At 33.0% G+C, this 18,015-nt stretch carries 17 protein-coding genes; 7 read left to right on the forward strand and 10 right to left on the reverse strand.

Features of this window, described 5'->3' with window-relative positions:
* Entirely contained in the window at positions 1-900 is a 900-nt protein-coding gene (locus V1468_RS14115) for a hypothetical protein (RefSeq protein ID WP_331810868.1), read from the reverse strand.
* Positions 901-1,033: 133 nt separating this feature from the next.
* Between V1468_RS14115 and V1468_RS14120 the strand changes: the two genes are divergently transcribed.
* From V1468_RS14120 to V1468_RS14135, 4 genes are all read left to right on the forward strand, one after another.
* Complete coding sequence (locus tag V1468_RS14120; RefSeq protein WP_331810869.1) at positions 1,034-2,620, forward strand: vWA domain-containing protein; 1,587 nt, start codon at positions 1,034-1,036, stop codon at positions 2,618-2,620.
* A 114-nt stretch (positions 2,621-2,734) separates the two neighbouring features.
* A complete protein-coding gene (locus V1468_RS14125; protein ID WP_331810870.1) occupies positions 2,735-3,334 on the forward strand; it encodes a SprT-like domain-containing protein in 600 nt (199 codons plus the stop codon).
* Positions 3,331-4,422: a mannose-1-phosphate guanylyltransferase gene (locus V1468_RS14130; protein ID WP_331810871.1), complete on the forward strand. Its 1,092-nt coding sequence runs from the start codon at positions 3,331-3,333 to the stop codon at positions 4,420-4,422. Before V1468_RS14125 ends, V1468_RS14130 begins: the two co-directional genes overlap by 4 nt.
* Positions 4,423-4,425: 3 nt before the next feature.
* Positions 4,426-5,916 carry a DUF389 domain-containing protein gene (locus tag V1468_RS14135; RefSeq protein ID WP_331810872.1) on the forward strand — a complete coding sequence of 497 codons (1,491 nt, stop codon included), beginning with the start codon at positions 4,426-4,428 and terminating at the stop codon, positions 5,914-5,916.
* Here V1468_RS14135 and V1468_RS14140 read toward each other — a convergent pair whose 3' ends face one another.
* Together V1468_RS14140 and V1468_RS14145 are read right to left on the reverse strand one after the other, a co-directional pair.
* Positions 5,917-6,684, reverse strand: coding sequence for an ABC transporter ATP-binding protein (locus V1468_RS14140; protein WP_331810873.1), 768 nt, complete (start codon positions 6,682-6,684; stop codon positions 5,917-5,919).
* Positions 6,684-7,421 carry an MlaE family ABC transporter permease gene (locus tag V1468_RS14145; RefSeq protein ID WP_331810874.1) on the reverse strand — a complete coding sequence of 246 codons (738 nt, stop codon included), beginning with the start codon at positions 7,419-7,421 and terminating at the stop codon, positions 6,684-6,686. The genes V1468_RS14140 and V1468_RS14145 overlap by 1 nt, the downstream gene beginning before the upstream one ends.
* Positions 7,422-7,534: 113 nt before the next feature.
* Between V1468_RS14145 and pafA the strand changes: the two genes are divergently transcribed.
* Both pafA and V1468_RS14155 read left to right on the forward strand, forming a co-directional pair.
* Positions 7,535-9,202 carry an alkaline phosphatase PafA gene (gene pafA, locus V1468_RS14150; RefSeq protein ID WP_331810875.1) on the forward strand — a complete coding sequence of 556 codons (1,668 nt, stop codon included), beginning with the start codon at positions 7,535-7,537 and terminating at the stop codon, positions 9,200-9,202.
* A gap of 8 nt (positions 9,203-9,210) precedes the next feature.
* Positions 9,211-10,017, forward strand: coding sequence for a DNA/RNA non-specific endonuclease (locus V1468_RS14155; RefSeq protein ID WP_331810876.1), 807 nt, complete (start codon positions 9,211-9,213; stop codon positions 10,015-10,017).
* 40 nt (positions 10,018-10,057) lie between these two features.
* Here the strand turns inward: V1468_RS14155 and V1468_RS14160 are convergent, their stop codons facing one another.
* From V1468_RS14160 to gcvP, 5 genes are all read right to left on the reverse strand, one after another.
* Complete coding sequence (locus V1468_RS14160) at positions 10,058-10,663, reverse strand: hypothetical protein (RefSeq protein WP_331810877.1); 606 nt, start codon at positions 10,661-10,663, stop codon at positions 10,058-10,060.
* 41 nt (positions 10,664-10,704) lie between these two features.
* The gene (locus tag V1468_RS14165) at positions 10,705-11,553 is read right to left on the reverse strand and encodes a glycosyltransferase family 2 protein (RefSeq protein WP_331810878.1); all 849 of its coding nucleotides are present in this window, start codon (positions 11,551-11,553) and stop codon (positions 10,705-10,707) included.
* Positions 11,554-11,607: 54 nt separating this feature from the next.
* Positions 11,608-12,135 (reverse strand): class I SAM-dependent methyltransferase, encoded by a 528-nt coding sequence (locus V1468_RS14170; protein WP_331810879.1) that lies wholly within the window; start codon positions 12,133-12,135, stop codon positions 11,608-11,610.
* Positions 12,136-12,164: 29 nt separating this feature from the next.
* On the reverse strand, positions 12,165-13,223 hold the full coding sequence (locus V1468_RS14175) for a 3-oxoacyl-ACP synthase III family protein (RefSeq protein WP_331810880.1): 1,059 nt from the start codon (positions 13,221-13,223) through the stop codon (positions 12,165-12,167).
* 169 nt (positions 13,224-13,392) lie between these two features.
* The gene (gene gcvP, locus V1468_RS14180; RefSeq protein ID WP_331810881.1) at positions 13,393-16,242 is read right to left on the reverse strand and encodes an aminomethyl-transferring glycine dehydrogenase; all 2,850 of its coding nucleotides are present in this window, start codon (positions 16,240-16,242) and stop codon (positions 13,393-13,395) included.
* Between the two features lie 128 nt (positions 16,243-16,370).
* Here gcvP and V1468_RS14185 point away from each other — a divergent pair, with 128 nt between their 5' ends.
* On the forward strand, positions 16,371-17,198 hold the full coding sequence (locus V1468_RS14185; protein ID WP_331810882.1) for a UbiA prenyltransferase family protein: 828 nt from the start codon (positions 16,371-16,373) through the stop codon (positions 17,196-17,198).
* Here V1468_RS14185 and V1468_RS14190 read toward each other — a convergent pair.
* Together V1468_RS14190 and V1468_RS14195 are read right to left on the reverse strand one after the other, a co-directional pair.
* A complete protein-coding gene (locus V1468_RS14190) occupies positions 17,181-17,438 on the reverse strand; it encodes a hypothetical protein (RefSeq protein ID WP_331810883.1) in 258 nt (85 codons plus the stop codon). The two genes, V1468_RS14185 and V1468_RS14190, sit on opposite strands and share 18 nt — an antisense overlap.
* A 7-nt stretch (positions 17,439-17,445) precedes the next feature.
* Positions 17,446-18,000, reverse strand: a complete 555-nt coding sequence (locus V1468_RS14195) for a sigma-70 family RNA polymerase sigma factor (protein ID WP_331810884.1) — start codon at positions 17,998-18,000, stop codon at positions 17,446-17,448.
* Between the last annotated feature and the right edge of the window lie 15 nt (positions 18,001-18,015).

Raw genomic sequence — 18,015 nt, forward strand, 5'->3', positions numbered from 1 at the left:
TTAATTAATTATAAATTTTAGCTTAACAATCTTTCCATCTATTTCCTTTTTCTCTAATATCTTCATCCCTTTTAAGCTTCGGGTTGGTATAGTTAATTTCTGAATAAACTCTTGTTTAGAATAAATTTCTACAAAATCACTATTCTCAAAAAACTGATATATTTCGGCATTATCACTAAAAATAGTATTTAGTTTTTCTCTGTGCTTTTTCCATTCTTTAATGTTTTTATTGGTGTAGTAATTCAGCATTAAAGCATAGTCATCAGTCTTTAGTTTTATAATTTTGTTTTTACCAGAATTATGTTTTCTTACAATAGTATCCGTTTTGTAATAAGGCGATTCTACAATAAACTTTATTTCTTTTTCATCAGCTTCATAATTAAAACAACCCAAAGAATCTGTATGTTGATGTATTGGAGATTGTCCATTTTTTAAAACTTTAATATTTAAAATTATACTTTTTATAGGTTCATTTTTTATTGAATCGTGAAAACAAAATTCATAATTGTAGCTCGTGTTAATAATAGAAAAAGCAAGCAATGCACATGGCGCTATTAAAAGTAACCACAGATATTTTGAGAAAGCTTTTTTATGAGTCTTAGTTTGCGAAGCGGTTTTATGATTTGCTTTAAAATCATTCCAGTTTTGATAGCCAACATAATTGCTAAGTAGGTTGAGCATGTCAATTCTGGGTAATTTTTTGGCTTCATTCTTTATATAAGTATAAAACCATTTTTCGCTAACTCTTGCTTTTACTTTACTAAATAAATCTTCCTGAAAAGCTACAATATCATCTCCTTTCCAGTCTTCAATTGTTTTAGAAGCACTATTGTTTTCTAAAAACTTTGAAGCTATGGCTAGTTTTAGCTGAGAGAAAATATGTTGTTCTTCTAAATTCAAAATTAATTTAAGAGATTAAAAACCAGTTGTATATAGGTTGTAAACTGTTTACAAAAGATATACAAGTGTTTTTCAAAAGATAGGTGTTAATGAATTATAGGTTTGCTCTTATAACGATTAAAAATATAAAATTATGAAGGCAAAATCATCTAAATTTCTAATTAAATTATCAGTAGTATTGTCAATACTATTGCTAAACAACGCATGCGAAGTACATTCAGGAAAAGCAAAAAATGACCTATACGAAATTGAAGCAGTAGAATTATACGAAGCAACTGAGGAAGAAGTTGTTCTAGAACACAACACAGAGGAATATGATCGTATTTACGAAAACGACTTTAAAAATGCAATTCAGAATCCTTTATCCACATTTTCTATAGATGTAGATAATGCATCTTATAGTAACGTGAGACGTTTTTTATCGAACAATCAATTACCACCAAAAGATGCAGTGAGGATTGAGGAGATGATAAATTATTTTAATTACGATTATCCACAACCTAAAGATGAGCATCCCTTTTCCTTTTCTAATGAAGTTGCAGATTGTCCATGGAATACTAAGCATAAGTTAGTGCATATAGGATTGCAAGGAAAATCATTAGACTACAACGATTTAAAACCAAGCAATTTGGTATTTTTAATAGATGCCTCTGGTTCCATGAGCGACAACAATAAATTGCCATTGCTAAAGAAAGCTTTAAAGTTGCTAATTAATGAACTAAATGCTAACGATAGAATTGCTATTGTTGCTTATGCAGGTTCGGCAGGTGTTGTTTTGCCTTCTACCAAAGTTTCTAACAAAGAAGAAATAGTTGAAGCCTTAGACAGGATTGAGTCTGGTGGTTCTACCGCAGGAGGTCAAGGTATTCAGTTGGCTTATAAAATTGCAAAAGAGAATTTATTTGAAGATGGAAATAACAGAGTCATCTTAGCAACAGATGGAGATTTTAATGTTGGAGTTTCCTCAAGTTCAGAATTGGTGAGATTGATAGAGGATAAGCGCAAAGAAGATATTTTTTTAACGATATGTGGTTTCGGAATGGGAAATTATAAAGATGGTAGAATGGAGCAGATTAGTAATGCAGGAAACGGAAATTACTTTTACATAGACAATATCAAGGAAGCCAAAAAGGTGTTTTCTACAGAGATGAGAGCCAATATGTTTACGATAGCTAAAGATGTAAAAATTCAAATTGAATTTAATCCTAATCAAATAAAAGCATATCGACTAATTGGTTACGAAAACAGAGTAATGAATAATGAAGACTTTAACGATGATAAAAAGGATGCAGGTGAGTTAGGTGCAGGTCATACAGTAACAGCATTGTACGAAGTTGTACCGGTAAATTCAGAAGAATCTGTAAGGAAACATGATGATTTAAAATATCAAAGAACAGAAATAGTAAATTCTTCAGAAAATGATGAAATACTAACCATTAAATTCAGGTATAAGAAACCAAAAGAGGATAAGAGTTTATTAATAACAAAAACTATTACAGATGAAGGCTTGACGCTGGAATCAACATCAGATAATTTTAGATTTTCTTCAGCTGTTGCAGGTTTAGGACTTTTGCTAAGAGATTCAAAATATAAAGGAGAAATGACGTATGAACTCGCTAAAAAATTAGCAATTAATTCAAAAGGAAAGGATGCAAACGGTTATAGAAGTGAATTTGTAAGCATGATAGAAACCGCAGAATTACTCTCAGAAAAACTGTAAGAATAAAACCAAGAAAATATCATTCTATAAAAATAGAAAAAGCACTTCTCTAAAATGGAGTGCTTTTTATTTTATTGATTTTATAAAAACATTAAATCCACTACTTTTGTTTTAATGCAAGATCAACTTTTAGAGTTTATTCCAGAGCAAGCCCAAGCTCAGGTTAAAGCCTTACTGGCAAAGGATAATTTGGTGGTTAAAGTAAAACAAGAACGTAAGACCAAACATGGTGATTACAGGCAATTGCCGAATGGTAAGCATCAGATTACTGTAAATGCGAATTTAAATGCTTATCGTTTTTTAATTACACTCGTTCATGAAATTGCTCACTTCGAAGCATTCACCAAATTTGGACGATTCATAAAACCACATGGTAAAGAATGGAAGCTGACCTTTCAGCATTTAATGTTGCCATTTTTAAGACCAGAAGTCTTTCCTGTAGAGTTATTACCTTTACTTGCTAAGCACTTTAGAAACCCAAAAGCATCTAGCGACACAGATACGCAACTCGCCTTAGCATTGAAGCGATTCGACGAAGGTGAAGATAAAACCTACGTTTTTGAAGTACCTTTGGGCACAACTTTTAAACTCTATAATGGTAGAGTATTTAAAAAAGGAAATACAAGAAGAAAACGAATAGAATGTGTTGAGGTAAAAACAGGTAAACTATATTTGTTTAATCCAAATGCAGAAGTAGAAATACTAGACAAATGAAAAACAAAAATTATTACGCCATTTTAATGGCAGGTGGAGTAGGCTCAAGATTTTGGCCAGTAAGTACACAGAACTTTCCTAAACAATTTCATGATATGTTAGGAACAGGTGATACCTTAATCCAAAAAACCTTTAATCGCCTCGCAAAACTTATTCCCGAAGAAAATATTTTTATTCTTACCAATGAGCGTTATAATGATTTGGTTTTTGAACAATTACCAAGTGTTACAAAACGTCAGGTTGTATTAGAGCCAGCAATGCGAAACACAGCTCCTTGTATATTATATGCATCTCTAAAAATTCAAAAAGAAAATGAAAATGCAGTAATGATTGTGGCACCAAGTGACCACTGGATAGAGGATGAAGATGCATTTTCAAACAATGTACAAACAGCCTTTGATTATTGTGAGTCTAACGATGCTTTGATGACGTTAGGTATAACACCAACCTTCCCAAATACAGGTTACGGTTACATAGAGTTTGATAAAGAACGGTCACTGAGCGTAGCCGAAGTGAAGTCAGTTGATCAATTCCGCGAAAAACCAGATTACGAAACTGCTAAATCTTTTTTAGCACAAGGTAATTTTCTTTGGAATGCAGGAATTTTTATGTGGAGCGTAAAATCTGTAGTCGCTGCGTTTCAAAGAAATCAACCAGAATTATATCAACTTTTTGAAAGTGGTTATAATGTGTATAACACAGAATTTGAAGATGATTTTATAAAAGACAACTATCCAAAAGCAGAAAACATATCTGTAGATTACGCTTTAATGGAGAAAAGTAACAATGTCTATGTAATTCCGGCAACTTTCGATTGGAACGACCTTGGTACTTGGGGAAGTCTTTACGATAAATTAGATAAAGATACCAATGATAATGCAGTTGTAAACGCTAAGGTATTAGCCGAAGATGCATCTGGAAATATGATTAGATCTAAAAAAGATAAAATCGTTGTTGTTGACGGATTAAAAGATTATATCATTGTAGATAAAGACGAAGTTTTGCTTATCTTTCCTAAAGCAAAAGAACAAGACATTAAAAAAGTACTCCAAAATGTAAAAGCCAACTTTGGAGAAGAATATGGTTAACATATGAGTAACGAAAATAAATTCAATTTTTCTGAGGAAGAAAACTCGAGAGTAACAAACGAAATGAATAAGGAGGCTGCCGTTGAAGAAAAAAAGGAAGCCGTAAAGAAGGATGCGCAAGGTTTGTTTGCGAGTATCAAAAACTTTCTCAGTGAGCTTTTAGACTTTAGAGACGATACAGATAGAGATGCTACAATTGAAGCCATAAAGGCAGATATATCTTTTAAAGGAGCAACAGCTTGGATTTTGGTGTGTTCTATAATGGTTGCTTCTGTAGGATTGAACGCAGATTCTACAGCAGTGGTTATTGGTGCCATGTTAATTTCACCATTAATGGGACCAATTCTTGGTGTTGGTATGTCTATTGCTATTAATGATATAGATACCCTTAAAAAGTCATTAATAAATTTAGCCACCATGATTGTACTGAGTTTATTAACAGCTTGGTTGTTTTTTAAATTCTTTCCATTAAGTGAAGATACTAGTGAATTACTTGGTCGCGTAAAACCAGATATTAGAGATGTGCTTATTGCCTTTTTTGGTGGTTTGGCTTTAATTATTGCAAGAACCAAAAAAGGAACTATAGCATCGGTAATTTTTGGTGTTGCGATTGCAACAGCATTAATGCCACCTTTGTGTACAGCAGGATATGGGTTGGCAAAGTCTAATTGGACTTATTTTTTAGGCGCAATGAATTTGTTTACAATCAATACCATATTCATTGCCTTAGCAACATTTATAGTGCTCAAAGTGTTGCGTTTTCCAATGCTTAAATATGCAAATTCTTTAAAGCGAAAGCGTATAGCAAGATTTGCAGCTCTAGTTGCAATAATTGTGATGGTGTATCCTACAATTACATTTTTAAAAGTATTAAAGCAGAGTGGTTATGATAACGATTATAGTAAGTTCATCAAAAATGAAATAGAGACCAATAACGAACTTTGGTTTCAAAAAGGCATACCGCATTATACCGATAAAAAAATCACACTTTATTTTAATGGAGAAATTTCTGAAGCGACAGAAACTGACCTTAAAAACGAACTTAAGCAATATGAAAATCTAAAAGACTTTCAATTAGAGATTTTCGGAAATAAAAATCGTAGCTTCGATAAACTCTCTGATGCTTACGATAGAGCTATTGATGAGTTAGATAAAAAAGATCTTATTATCTCTGGATTACAGAGGCAAATTACAGAGCTGCAAGGAACTGTTTCAGGGTTAAATCAGCAGATAGAAGCCAAAAATACTTCTGGAGAAGTAGCATTTTCCAGCTTAGCTAAGGACGCCAAAATAAGATTTTCTGATTTAGAGTATTTTGGTTATGCCAAGATGTTAGAGTCTAAAGATTTTATTAAAGTAGATACACTTTCTGTAGCAAACGTAAAGTGGAAAGAGTCACTTAACGATAGTTTGGTTTTAGTAAAAGAAGGCGAACTTTTAATTTGGTTGAAACAGGCTTTAAAAACAGATAAAGTGAGTATTAAAAGAGATTAGTTATTGATTCTCTTCTATATACATTCTACGGACTTTTTTAAATAATTCAGATGAGTAAACAAAACTGGTTACAGCCTCGTTATCTGTTCTAAAAATAGTGTCTTTAGAGCCTTCCCATTCTTTGAGACCATATTGAAGAAAAACAATTTTTTCACCAATTTCCATAACAGAATTCATGTCATGTGAATTGATGACTGTTGTAATTTGGTATTCATCCGTAATTTCCTGAATAAGGTTATCTATTACTATAGAAGTTCTTGGGTCTAGTCCAGAATTTGGTTCATCACAAAATAAATATTTTGGGTTATTTACAATCGCTCTGGCAATGGCAACACGTTTTTGCATACCACCAGAAGCTTCACTTGGCATTTTATTATGAGCATCAGGTAAGTTAACACGTTTTAAAACAAAATCAGCTCTATCTTCCATTTCACTCTTACTTTGTTTAGTAAACATTCGTAACGGAAACATCACGTTTTCTGCAATAGTCATTGAATCAAAAAGCGCACTACCTTGAAATACCATGCCAATTTCAGAACGAAGCTCGGTTCTCTCATCTCTACTCAACTTGCTAAAAATTTTACCATCATAAGCAATACTACCTTTTTCATAATCAAACAACCCAAGTAAACATTTTAAAAAAACAGTTTTTCCAGAGCCACTTTGACCGATAATAAGATTGGTTTTGCCTTTATCAAAAGTAGTAGAGATACCTTTTAAAATGTGGGCATCACCAAACGATTTATGTAAGTTTTTAACTTCTATCATTAGCCTAAAAGTAAACTGGTTAATAAAAAGTTTAGCAGAATAATAACAACACTTGTCCACACAAAAGAAGTGGTACTGGCTTTACCAACTTCCAGAGCTCCGCCTTTCATAAAATAACCATAAAAGGAAGGTATGGTTGCTAAAATAAATGCAAAAACCATTGTTTTTATAAATGCATATGCCATATGAAATGGTATAAAATCATTTTGTATACCTGTAACATAATCTTCTAATGTCCCATAGCCACCGTAAACACAAGCAGCTAAACCACCTAATATTCCTAAGAACATGGCAATTGAAATTACAAAAGGGTATAGCGTTAACGCAATAAACTTTGGGAAAACTAAATAGTTAATAGCATTAATTCCCATTACTTCTAAGGCATCAATTTGCTCTGTAACGCGCATTGTACCTATGCTAGAAGTAATAAATGAGCCTACTTTACCAGCCATAATTATAGAGATAAATGTAGGTGCAAATTCAAGTATTATAGATTGTCTTGTTGCAAAACCAACAAGGTACTTTGGTATTAATGGGTTACTAATATTTAATGAGGTTTGTATAGCAACAACTCCACCAACAAAAAAACCAATGAAAGCAACAATACCAAGAGAACCAATGATGAGGTCGTCAATGTCTTTAAGAATTAAAGTTTTCATCACAGACCATTTAGTTGGTTTGCGAAAAATATCTTTAATCATTATAAAATAAGCGCCAATATTATGAAGGTACTTCATGCAAGAATTTCTTACTGCTAAAGTATGAAAAAAGATGAGTTTATTAATGTTAATTTAAATTAAGATGTCTTAAAAACTGTATTTTTGAAGTTCAAAAAATGCACTTTTTAATTATGAAAAATATCTTCACTTTAATTGTTTTATTATCCTTGTTTTGTTCATGTGGAGCACAAGAGAAAACACAGGTTAGTATTGTTGAAAATACAAATAAAGAAACCAGCTCAAAACCTAAATTAGTTGTAGGTATCGTTGTGGACCAAATGCGTTACGACTACTTAACACGTTTTGAGTCTAAATTTGGTAATGGCGGTTTTATGCGTATGATTAACGAAGGTTTTAATTGTAAAAATAACCACTTTAATTATGTACCAACTTATACAGGACCTGGACACACTTCAGTTTATACAGGTACTACGCCAAAATATCATGGTATTATTTCTAACAATTGGTACGATAAAGATATTAAAGAATCTGTTTACTGTGCGCAAGATGATTCTGTAGCTTCTGTAGGAACCGAACATTCGGCAGGTAAAATGTCTCCACACAGAATGTTAACCACAAGCGTTGCAGATGAGAATAGACTATTTACGCAAATGCGTGGAAAAACTATAGGTATAGCTATAAAAGATAGAGGTGCTATTTTACCAGCAGGTCATACAGCAAATGCAGCATATTGGTTTCATGGAAAGAATGAAGGAGTATGGATTACCAGTACCTTTTATAGAAATGATTTACCAAAATGGGTAGAAGATTTTAATGACTCTGATGCTGTCGAATCTTACCTTAAAGTTTGGGATACCTACCAACCAATAGAGACTTATGTAGAAAGTGGTAGCGATCTTAATAATTACGAAAAGGGATTTAGAGGTAAAGAAACAGCAACATTTCCTTACGATTTAGCAGCACTAAAAGATACTAATGGAGGTTACGATGTGTTAAAAGCGACGGCTTATGGTAATAGTTTAACCTTAGACTTTGCTTTAGCAGCAATTGAAGGAGAAGCTTTAGGGCAGGATAATGACACCGATGTATTAACGGTAAGTTTTTCTTCAACAGATTATGTAGGTCATAATTTTGGTGTAAACTCAAAAGAAGTAGAAGATACATACATTCGATTAGATAAAGATTTAGAAAGATTCTTTAATTATTTAGACGAGAATGTTGGCGAAGGTGAATACACTGTTTTTCTTACGGCAGATCATGGCGCTGTAGATGTGCCAGCATATTTACAGTCCGTAAAAATTCCAGCAGGCTATTTAGACTACAATTCTAGAAAAGAAAAATTCAATAAGTTTTTAACCGATACTTATGGTACAACAGAGATTGTAGAAAACATAAGTAATAACCAAGTGTTTTTAAATAAGGCAAAGCTTAAAGAGTTAAACTTAAATCTTCATGATGTAGAACAAGCCTTGGTAGATGAGCAAATCAGTTATTCAAACATCGCAAAGGTGTATACAGCAACAACTATGAATAGCACTAATTTTACAACAGGAATTGAAGCGTTGTTACAAAATGGATTTAACCAAAAGCGTTCAGGTGATGTTATTATTGTAGATGATATAGCACACATTGCTTACAGCAAAACAGGCTCTACACATGGTAGCGGACTTAATTATGACACACATGTGCCATTACTGTTTTTCGGAAAAGGAATTAAACATGGCGAAACGGTAAATAAAACTGTTATACCAGATATAGCACCAACAATTTCTGCGCTTTTAGGGATTAGTTTTCCTAATGGAGCTACAGGTCAACCTTTAGGTTTTGTAATAGATTAGGCTTTATTTTGAACAAAAAACGACTATATTCCATAATAGCTATCATAATTTTGATAGCTATTTATGTTTTTGAGCATTACCTTAATTCAGAAGCAAAATCGGCTATTGTAGAAGAAGGTAAACAACCAAAAACGGAAACCAACGAATACTTTTTACCGACTAGTACTACAGGACAAATTGTACATCATCAAAACTATTCATTATCGTATAGTGAGCCACACGAACAAGCAGAGTGGGTAGCATATGAACTTAAGTCCTCACATCTGAGTTCTACAAATCACAAACGACCATATTTTGAAATTGATAATGCTGTAAAAAGTGGAGCAGCGCATTGGAGAAATTATAAGCAATCGGGTTACGATCGAGGCCATCTTTGTCCTGCAGGAGATCGTAGGTTTAGTAAATCAGCACACGATGAAACCTTTTTAACCAGTAATATTAGTCCGCAAGAACATCAATTTAATGCTGGTGTATGGAACAGATTAGAACAGAAAGTAAGGTATTGGGCTAAAAAGTACGATGGTGTTTTTGTGGTTACAGGAGGAATTTTAAAAGACGGTCTAAAAACAATAGGCGAAGAGCGTGTTGCTGTGCCAAATCAGTTTTATAAAATTGTTTTAGATAATACCAACGGAAAGCCGAAAGTATTAGCTTTTCTGATGAATCATAATGACTCAGATATGCCATTATATAAGTTTGTGGTATCTGTAGATGAGGTTGAAAAATTAACAGGAATAGATTTCTTCCCAGAACTAGATGATGCTATTGAAAACAAAATAGAAGCATCAAGCAGTTATAAAAAATGGAGTTTTTAATAAGTTTCATCATGCTGAACTTGTTTCGGAATCCTTAGACTTATTTTAGTTTTTCATAAACTCTATAACTAAATTCGTTAATGGTGTTTTCAATCATTTTTTCTGCATTTGCGTTAATTCCGTCTTTTACAATAATACCAGAAATAGTATATGATTCTCGAGGATCTGTATTGTGTTCTTTTTTTACTGCAATTTCTTCTTCCAGTCGTTTTGATTTTATGGATCCAACTATTTTGAATTTAAAGAAATCTTGCTCCGAATCATTTAAGTATTCCAATCCGTCGTTGGAGTAAACAGATTTTGATTCAGAATATTCTTGAAAAACCAAAGAGTCTACTGATAATATAATTTCGTCCTTTTCTGTTAAATAAATATTTCTTTTTTTGAGTTTTTTAACTAAAGTGCTTTTAATTCGATATTTTATATCTAGACTTAAAGAGTCATTTAAGTCAAAGAATATGGGTTCTTTAGATATTATCTTATTAATTATTGTAGGTTTATAATCGAGCTTTAATTCAAATTTATTATCAAATTTTTTATTCTTCCATTTGAAATCATTTGAAGTATTTTGAATACTTACAGCATTACAACTTATTAATAGAAAAGTTAAAATTGAAAAAATTAAAAAAGTTAATTTTTCTTTCATAATAGAATTCGTGAGCTTTATTCAAATTTTAAAAAACTTAGTTAATGAAGCTTGGATTTTATCCCTTTCCAACGCAAGTCTCTAATAAACTTACCTTCATCTTTAGAAACCAGAAATTCAGTTTTTGAGGACTTCGCTTTAAAATAACCAGCCATATAATATCTAAACAACCTAAAGCTGCCTTTCTTAGACGCTAATTTTATAGCAGAAATTAAAGTAATCCAAAAACCATAGCGCATTTTATACATCGCTTCACCTTGCAGGTATTTAGAAGCCTTGTTGTAAGATTGTCCTGTAGGTTTCAGGTGTTTTACATGAAGTGATTCGTCTGTTAGAATGTCCCAACCATGAAATTTTGCTAATAACTCATCTACAGTATCCCAGCCCATAGAAGGTTTTAGTTGCCCAATTTGATTAAAACAGGTTTTACGATAAGCTTTCAAGGCACCTCTAATATGATCTTTATTAGTAAGGTTTTCAAGAATCCATTGGTTGTCTTTTTCGATATAACAAAAACCAGAAGCCATACCAAGTTTAGGATTTTTATTATAATGATTAGCCAGCGTTTCTAAATAATTATCCGGAAAAATAAGGTCTGCATCAAACTTACAAATCACATCATAGTTGTCATCTAAAGTTTCAAAGCCCTTGTAAAAGGCATTTATGATTTTAGAACCAGGTAAATGCTGATCTGATGATTTTGAAATCACCTGAGAAATCCAAGGATGCATTTTTGAAAAACCATCAACTACAGCTTCTGTATTATCGGTAGAATTATCATTAACCACAACCAACTTTTTAGGCAAAAGTGTTTGCTTTGCTAAAGACTCTAGTGTTTTACTAATAAAAGCCTCTTCGTTATGAGCTGGTATGATGATGTAAATGTTCAAATTTCAAATTCTAAATTCCAAAACTAAATATAAGCAATTGGAATTTAGGAATTGTTATTTGGAATTTTTAATAGCATAAACAATATAATACCGATTTGTAAAGTGTCTTAAAAGCGGTCTAATACCGATTTTTTTTACAGGATTTGTCCATTGTTGTCGGTCTATAATTTTCCAGCCTGTTTTTTCTAATAACCAATCGAGTTGCCAATCTTCAAACTCATGGTAATGTCTGTCCCATTTATCAGTCTTACTTCTGTACGCTGAAGCAAACCATAATCTTAGAGGAACGCTAATGACAAGTTTTTCGGTTTTAATAGATTTTAAAACCTCGTAAGGAGAGAGTAAGTGTTCAAAAATTTCAAAAGCAGTAACAACATCGGCAGAAGAATTTTCTATTGTAGAACGGTCTTCGTCAAGGTCTTCGCCTTTGGTGTTTTCAACAGTATAACCTTCAGAAAGCATAATTTCTGAAAATGGATTTTTAACACCTAAATCTAAAATTGTTTCAGAGGTAGAAATGTGTTTTTGTAAAAACTGAAGAGTGAGTTTAAATCGCTTGTTAGGATATGTTTTTTCGTACATTACATTTCCGCAACAGCGGTAAAGTTTTATTAATATCTGTAAACAATAGCGTTGATATGCATACCAGCGCCAACACTTGCAAATATAATAACATCTCCTTTATTGATTTGGTGATCTTCGAGTTTATTGTTTCGTATTAAGTCGAAAAGGGTAGGGACAGTAGCTACAGAACTGTTTCCTAATTTATGAATGCTCATTGGCATAATACCTTCAGGAGCTTTCGCTTTAAAAAGTCTGTAGAAACGTTTTATAATAGCCTCATCCATTTTTTCGTTAGCCTGATGGATGAGTACTTTCTTTACTTCAGAAATGTCTACACCACTTTTTTCTAAGCAATCTTTCATAGCTTGAGCTACGTTAGTCAATGCAAATTCATAAATTTTACGACCATGCATTTTTATGTAGCGCGTGTCAGGACATAAGTCTTTATTATTAGAATTACCAAAGAATAGATAATATGCTTCATCATAAGTGAATGAAGCGGATTCATGTGCTAAAATACCATCATTACCATCTGTTGCTTCAACAATACTTGCGCCAGCACCATCAGAATATATCATTGAATCTCTATCGTGTTTATCTACAACGCGAGATAAAGTTTCTGCACCAATCACAAGACAGCGTTTTGCCATACCAGCTTTAATGTAAGCCTGCGCTTGTATAACACCTTCTACCCAACCAGGACAACCAAATAAAATGTCGTAAGCAACACATTTAGGATTCTTGATGCGAAGTCTGTGTTTAATTCGTGAAGCCAAACATGGTAAAATATCACTCTGAATAGTATTGGCTTTTACATCGCCAAAATTATGAGCACAGATAATATAATCTATTGTTTCAGGATCGATATTGGCATCGTCAATAGCTTTTTGTGCGGCAAGAAAACCAATGTCTGAAGCGACTAACTGATCGTCTGCATAACGACGTTCAACAATGCCAGTAATGGCTTTGAATTTTTCTACAATGACTTCATTTGGATAGTCTATAGTAGAACCATCTGCATTTAAAAATTGATGCTGGTGAAAATCTTCATTCTTTTCTACACTTTTTGGAATGTAACTACCAGTTCCTGTGATCTTAATTCCCATACCTCAAAATTTGCTATTAATTTACTAAACTAGTTAAACTCTAATACATGAGAATAAATTTATCTTGTAAAAGAGATATTTTTTTTAAATTCTCAATTATTATGAATTCTATTAAAAATAACATAAAAAAAGTGTCCAAATTGGACACTTTTTTTATTTATATTAAATATTAAGCTTCTATATAATCTTCAATAGGCGCACAGCTACAAATTAAATTTCTGTCTCCATATGCATCATCTACACGTCGTACACTTGGCCAAAATTTATTATCTCTAATATAGTCTAGTGGGAAAGCTGCAGCTTCTCGACTGTAAGGTAATAACCATTCATCTGAAGTAAGCATTTCTAGTGTATGTGGTGCATTTTTTAGTACGTTATTTGGTTCGTCTTTAGAGGCACTGTCTATTTCTTTTCTTATAGAAATCATTGCGTCACAAAAACGATCCATTTCTGCTTTACTTTCACTCTCTGTAGGTTCTATCATCATAGTACCTGCAACTGGGAATGATACGGTTGGTGCATGGAAACCATAATCCATCAAACGCTTTGCAATATCTGTGACCTCAATACCTTTGGCTTTAAAATCACGGCAATCTATTATCATTTCGTGAGCAGCTCTTCCGTTTTCACCTGTATATAGTGTTGGATAGTAGTCTTCTAAACGTTCCTTAATGTAGTTGGCATTAAGAATTGCGGCTTCGGTAGCTTCTTTCAGACCTTTAGCACCTAACATTGAGATGTAGCCATAAGAAATTAGACACACTAATGCAGAACCAAAAGGTGCTGCTGAAATTGCAGAAATAGACTGATGACCACCTGTTTTTATAATCGGGTTGCCTGGTAAAAAAGGCACCAATTGTTCTGCAACACAAATAGGGCCAACTCCAGGTCCACCTCCTCCATGAGGAATAGCAAAGGTTTTGTGTAAGTTAAGGTGACAAACATCTGCACCAATATTTCCAGGATTGGTTAAACCAACTTGTGCATTCATGTTGGCACCATCCATATAAACTTGTCCTCCATTATCGTGGATGATCTGTGTAATCTCTTTAATTGCAGATTCGTAAACCCCATGCGTAGATGGGTAAGTTACCATTAATGCAGAAAGGTTATCCTTATGTAATTCTGCTTTTTCTCTTAAATCTTCTACGTCAATGTTTCCATCCTCAGACGCTTTTGTTACAACTACTTTCATACCTGCCATAACTGCACTTGCAGGATTTGTTCCGTGTGCAGATGATGGAATTAAGCAAATATTTCTGTGGTGATCTCCACGAGATTCGTGATAGGCTTTAATAACCATAAGTCCAGCAAATTCACCTTGCGCTCCAGAGTTTGGTTGTAAAGATGTTGCGGCAAAGCCAGTAATTTCTGTAAGTTGATTTTCTAATGTGTTTAGCATTAATTGGTAACCAGCAGCTTGCTCTTTTGGTGCAAATGGATGCATATTGCCCCAACTTGGCCAACTAAGTGGTAACATTTCTGAAGCAGCATTGAGCTTCATAGTACAAGATCCTAAAGAAATCATAGAGTGGTTCAATGCCAAATCTTTACGCTCTAATTTTTTAATATAGCGCATTAATTCTGTTTCAGAATGGTAAGCATTAAAAACATCAAAAGTTAAAAATTCTGTTTGACGCTTTAAGTGATCTGGAATTGTATTAGCTTCAGAAATTGATGTAATCTCATCTGTAGTTGTTTCTGTTACAGCTTCAAAAATTGAAATAATTTCATTTAAGTCTGAAACTGTAGTAGTTTCATTTATAGCTATAGTAACAGTATTGTTGTCTGGATAATAGAAGTTAACTTCTTTCTTTTCTGCTTCGTATTTTACTTTAACAGGATCTGCTTTTATTTGGATAGTGTCAAAATAATGTGAGTTAACTTGCTCTAAACCTAATTTTTCTAAAGCAGTGGCTAAGGTTGCTGTGGTATTCTGAACTTTATTAGCAATAAACTCTAAACCTTTTGGTCCGTGATATACAGCGTACATTCCTGCCATAACAGCTAATAAGACCTGTGCTGTACAAATGTTGGAAGTTGCTTTGTCTCTTTTAATGTGTTGTTCTCTGGTTTGTAAAGCCATACGTAAGGCTCTGTTGCCATTAGTATCTTTTGTAACACCAATAATACGACCAGGAACGTCTCTTTTATAGGCTTCCTTTGTAGCAAAATAAGCTGCATGAGGACCACCATAACCCATTGGTATACCAAATCGTTGTGTTGTACCAACAACCACATCAGCACCAAATTTACCAGGTGCCTCAAGTTTTACTAAGCTTAAAATATCTGCAGCTACAGCTACTTTGATGTTTTGAGCATTGGCTTTCTCTATAAAAGATTTTATGTCTGTAATTTGTCCGTTTTTACCAGGATATTGTAAAAGCGCTCCAAAATAATCTTCAGATAGGTTGTATTCTGCTTCATTACCAATTTCTAATTCAATACCAATTGGTGTTGCTCTGGTTTCTAAAAGGGCAATAGTTTGTGGTAATACTAAATCTGAAACAAAAAATTTGTTGACACCTGCTTTTTTCTGAGCACGATCTCTAACCGCAAATAATAAGCTCATAGCTTCTGCAGCTGCAGTACTTTCATCTAAAAGTGATGCATTTGCAATTTCCATACCTGTTAAATCAATAATCATAGTTTGGAAATTTAATAGTGCTTCTAAACGACCTTGAGCAATTTCTGCTTGGTAAGGTGTGTAAGCTGTATACCAGCCTGGATTTTCTAAAATATTTCGTTGAATAACAGCCGGAAGATTAGAAGGATGGTATCCTAAACCGATGTAAGATTTGAATACTTTATTGAGCTGAGATAGTTTATTTATATGTTGTAAATATTCTTGTTCGCTCATTGCAGGTTCTAGATCTAAGTCTTTTTTTAGTCTAATACCTGCTGGTATGGTTTCTGAAACTAGTTGCTCTATGCTAGAAGCACCAATGGTGTCTAACATTGCGTTTTTTTGTGCTTGGTTTGGGCCAATGTGTCTAAGTGCAAAAGAGGTTGTATCCATTCTTTATTCTGCGATTTTTTTTGATATGCAAAAATACAGAAAACCACTATTTTATTGAGTAATGAGAACTAAAGTTTTTAACCGAAACTAAGGGTTATTAACACATTGATTATTTTTGTTTAATGACTATGTTAAGGCAAATATTTAATTTTTACATTAATAGTAGTATTCATGTGGCTTTGGCTGTGGTGGCTATGACTTGGGTATCATTAGTTCAGTTTGAAATAGGGTATGATAAAAATGTATTAGTTTTTGTTTTCTTTGCCACCATTACTGGTTACAATTTTGTGAAGTATTTTGGTGTAGCTAAGTTTCATCATAGAAGTTTAGCAGCTTGGCTAAAAGCAATTCAGATATTTTCCTTTTTTGCCTTTTTAGGTATGTGCTATTATACGCTAAAGTTAAATTTAAACTCACTTATTTATCTTGCTGTTTTTGGAGTTATAACTTTTTTGTATGCGATACCTTTATTACCAATGCGATACTTTAGGGATAGTCAAAAAAACCTACGGCAGGTTAGTGGGTTAAAGGTTTATGTTATTGCCTTGGTTTGGGTATTTACAACAGTCTTTTTACCATTAATTGAAAATGGTTACCATATAAATATTGATGTTGTAATAACAGGAGTTCAACGTTTTATTTTTGTAATTGTATTAATGCTTCCTTTTGAAATTAGAGATCTTATTTACGACAGTATTAAACTAGCAACTATCCCTCAGCAAATTGGTGTAAGAAACACCAAAATTATAGGTATCTTGTTATTAGTTTTGTTTTTTCTTTTAGAGTTTTTTAAAGATGACATAGAGCGTGTTGATATAATATCAAATGTTGTAATGCTTATAACTACACTTTGTTTTGTGTTATTTGCTCACAAAAAGCAATTTCAGTATTACAGTGCGTTTTGGGTAGAAAGTCTCCCAATTTTATGGTTAATAGTTTTATTGATGCTTAGCTAATTCTTCTTCAAACTGGTGTTTTATTTTATCACGTTCATCAGTATTTAAACAATCAACTTTAGCATGTTCTATAGTGTCTGTTAACTTATTATTTTTATTAGAATATGCCTTGGTGACACGACACCATGAAAGCCTCAGAGCTAATTTTATGCGTTCCCAACCAGTAGCTTCACCATATTGCGATTTATCACAAATGTGTTTGGCCTCTTCGCAACTTATAAATAAAAAACTTTTTTTCATTTTGATTTTAAAACCAATTTTCTTCCATGCAATCAGCTAAAGCTGTTCTTGCTCTGTGTATTAGTACCCAAAGGTTAGACGGAGTAATATTTAATTCATTACAAATCGTTTCGGTGTCATAACCTAAAATTGTCTTCATCTTAAAAACTTCAGCTTGTTTTTCAGGAAGTTTAGATAAACAATCATATATAGCATTGCCTAATTCGGTGTTTTCTAATTTGTCTTCTGCGGTTTTATCAAAAGGATCGGCTACACGTTCTTCTAGCCAATCGCCTTCAGATTCAGAATCATTGTTGTAGGTCATTCTAACTTCAGCTTTTCCTTTGTTAGAATTTATTTTTCTGTAATAATCTATGATTTTCCGCTTAAGAATAGAGACTAGCCAAGTGCGCTCACTGGCTTCGCCTTTAAAATTGTTCATGGATTTTAGACCAGCCAAAAAAGTTTCAGATACCAAGTCTTGAGCCATTGCTCTATCGTTAACTCTAGAGATGGTATAATTGAATAGGTAATCTGAATACAAATCAATCCAGTTGTTAGGATTTAATTGATGGTTAGCCATTTTTCATTCTCATTG

The organism is Winogradskyella poriferorum (assembly GCF_036553625.1).
Lineage (GTDB): Bacteria > Bacteroidota > Bacteroidia > Flavobacteriales > Flavobacteriaceae > Winogradskyella > Winogradskyella poriferorum.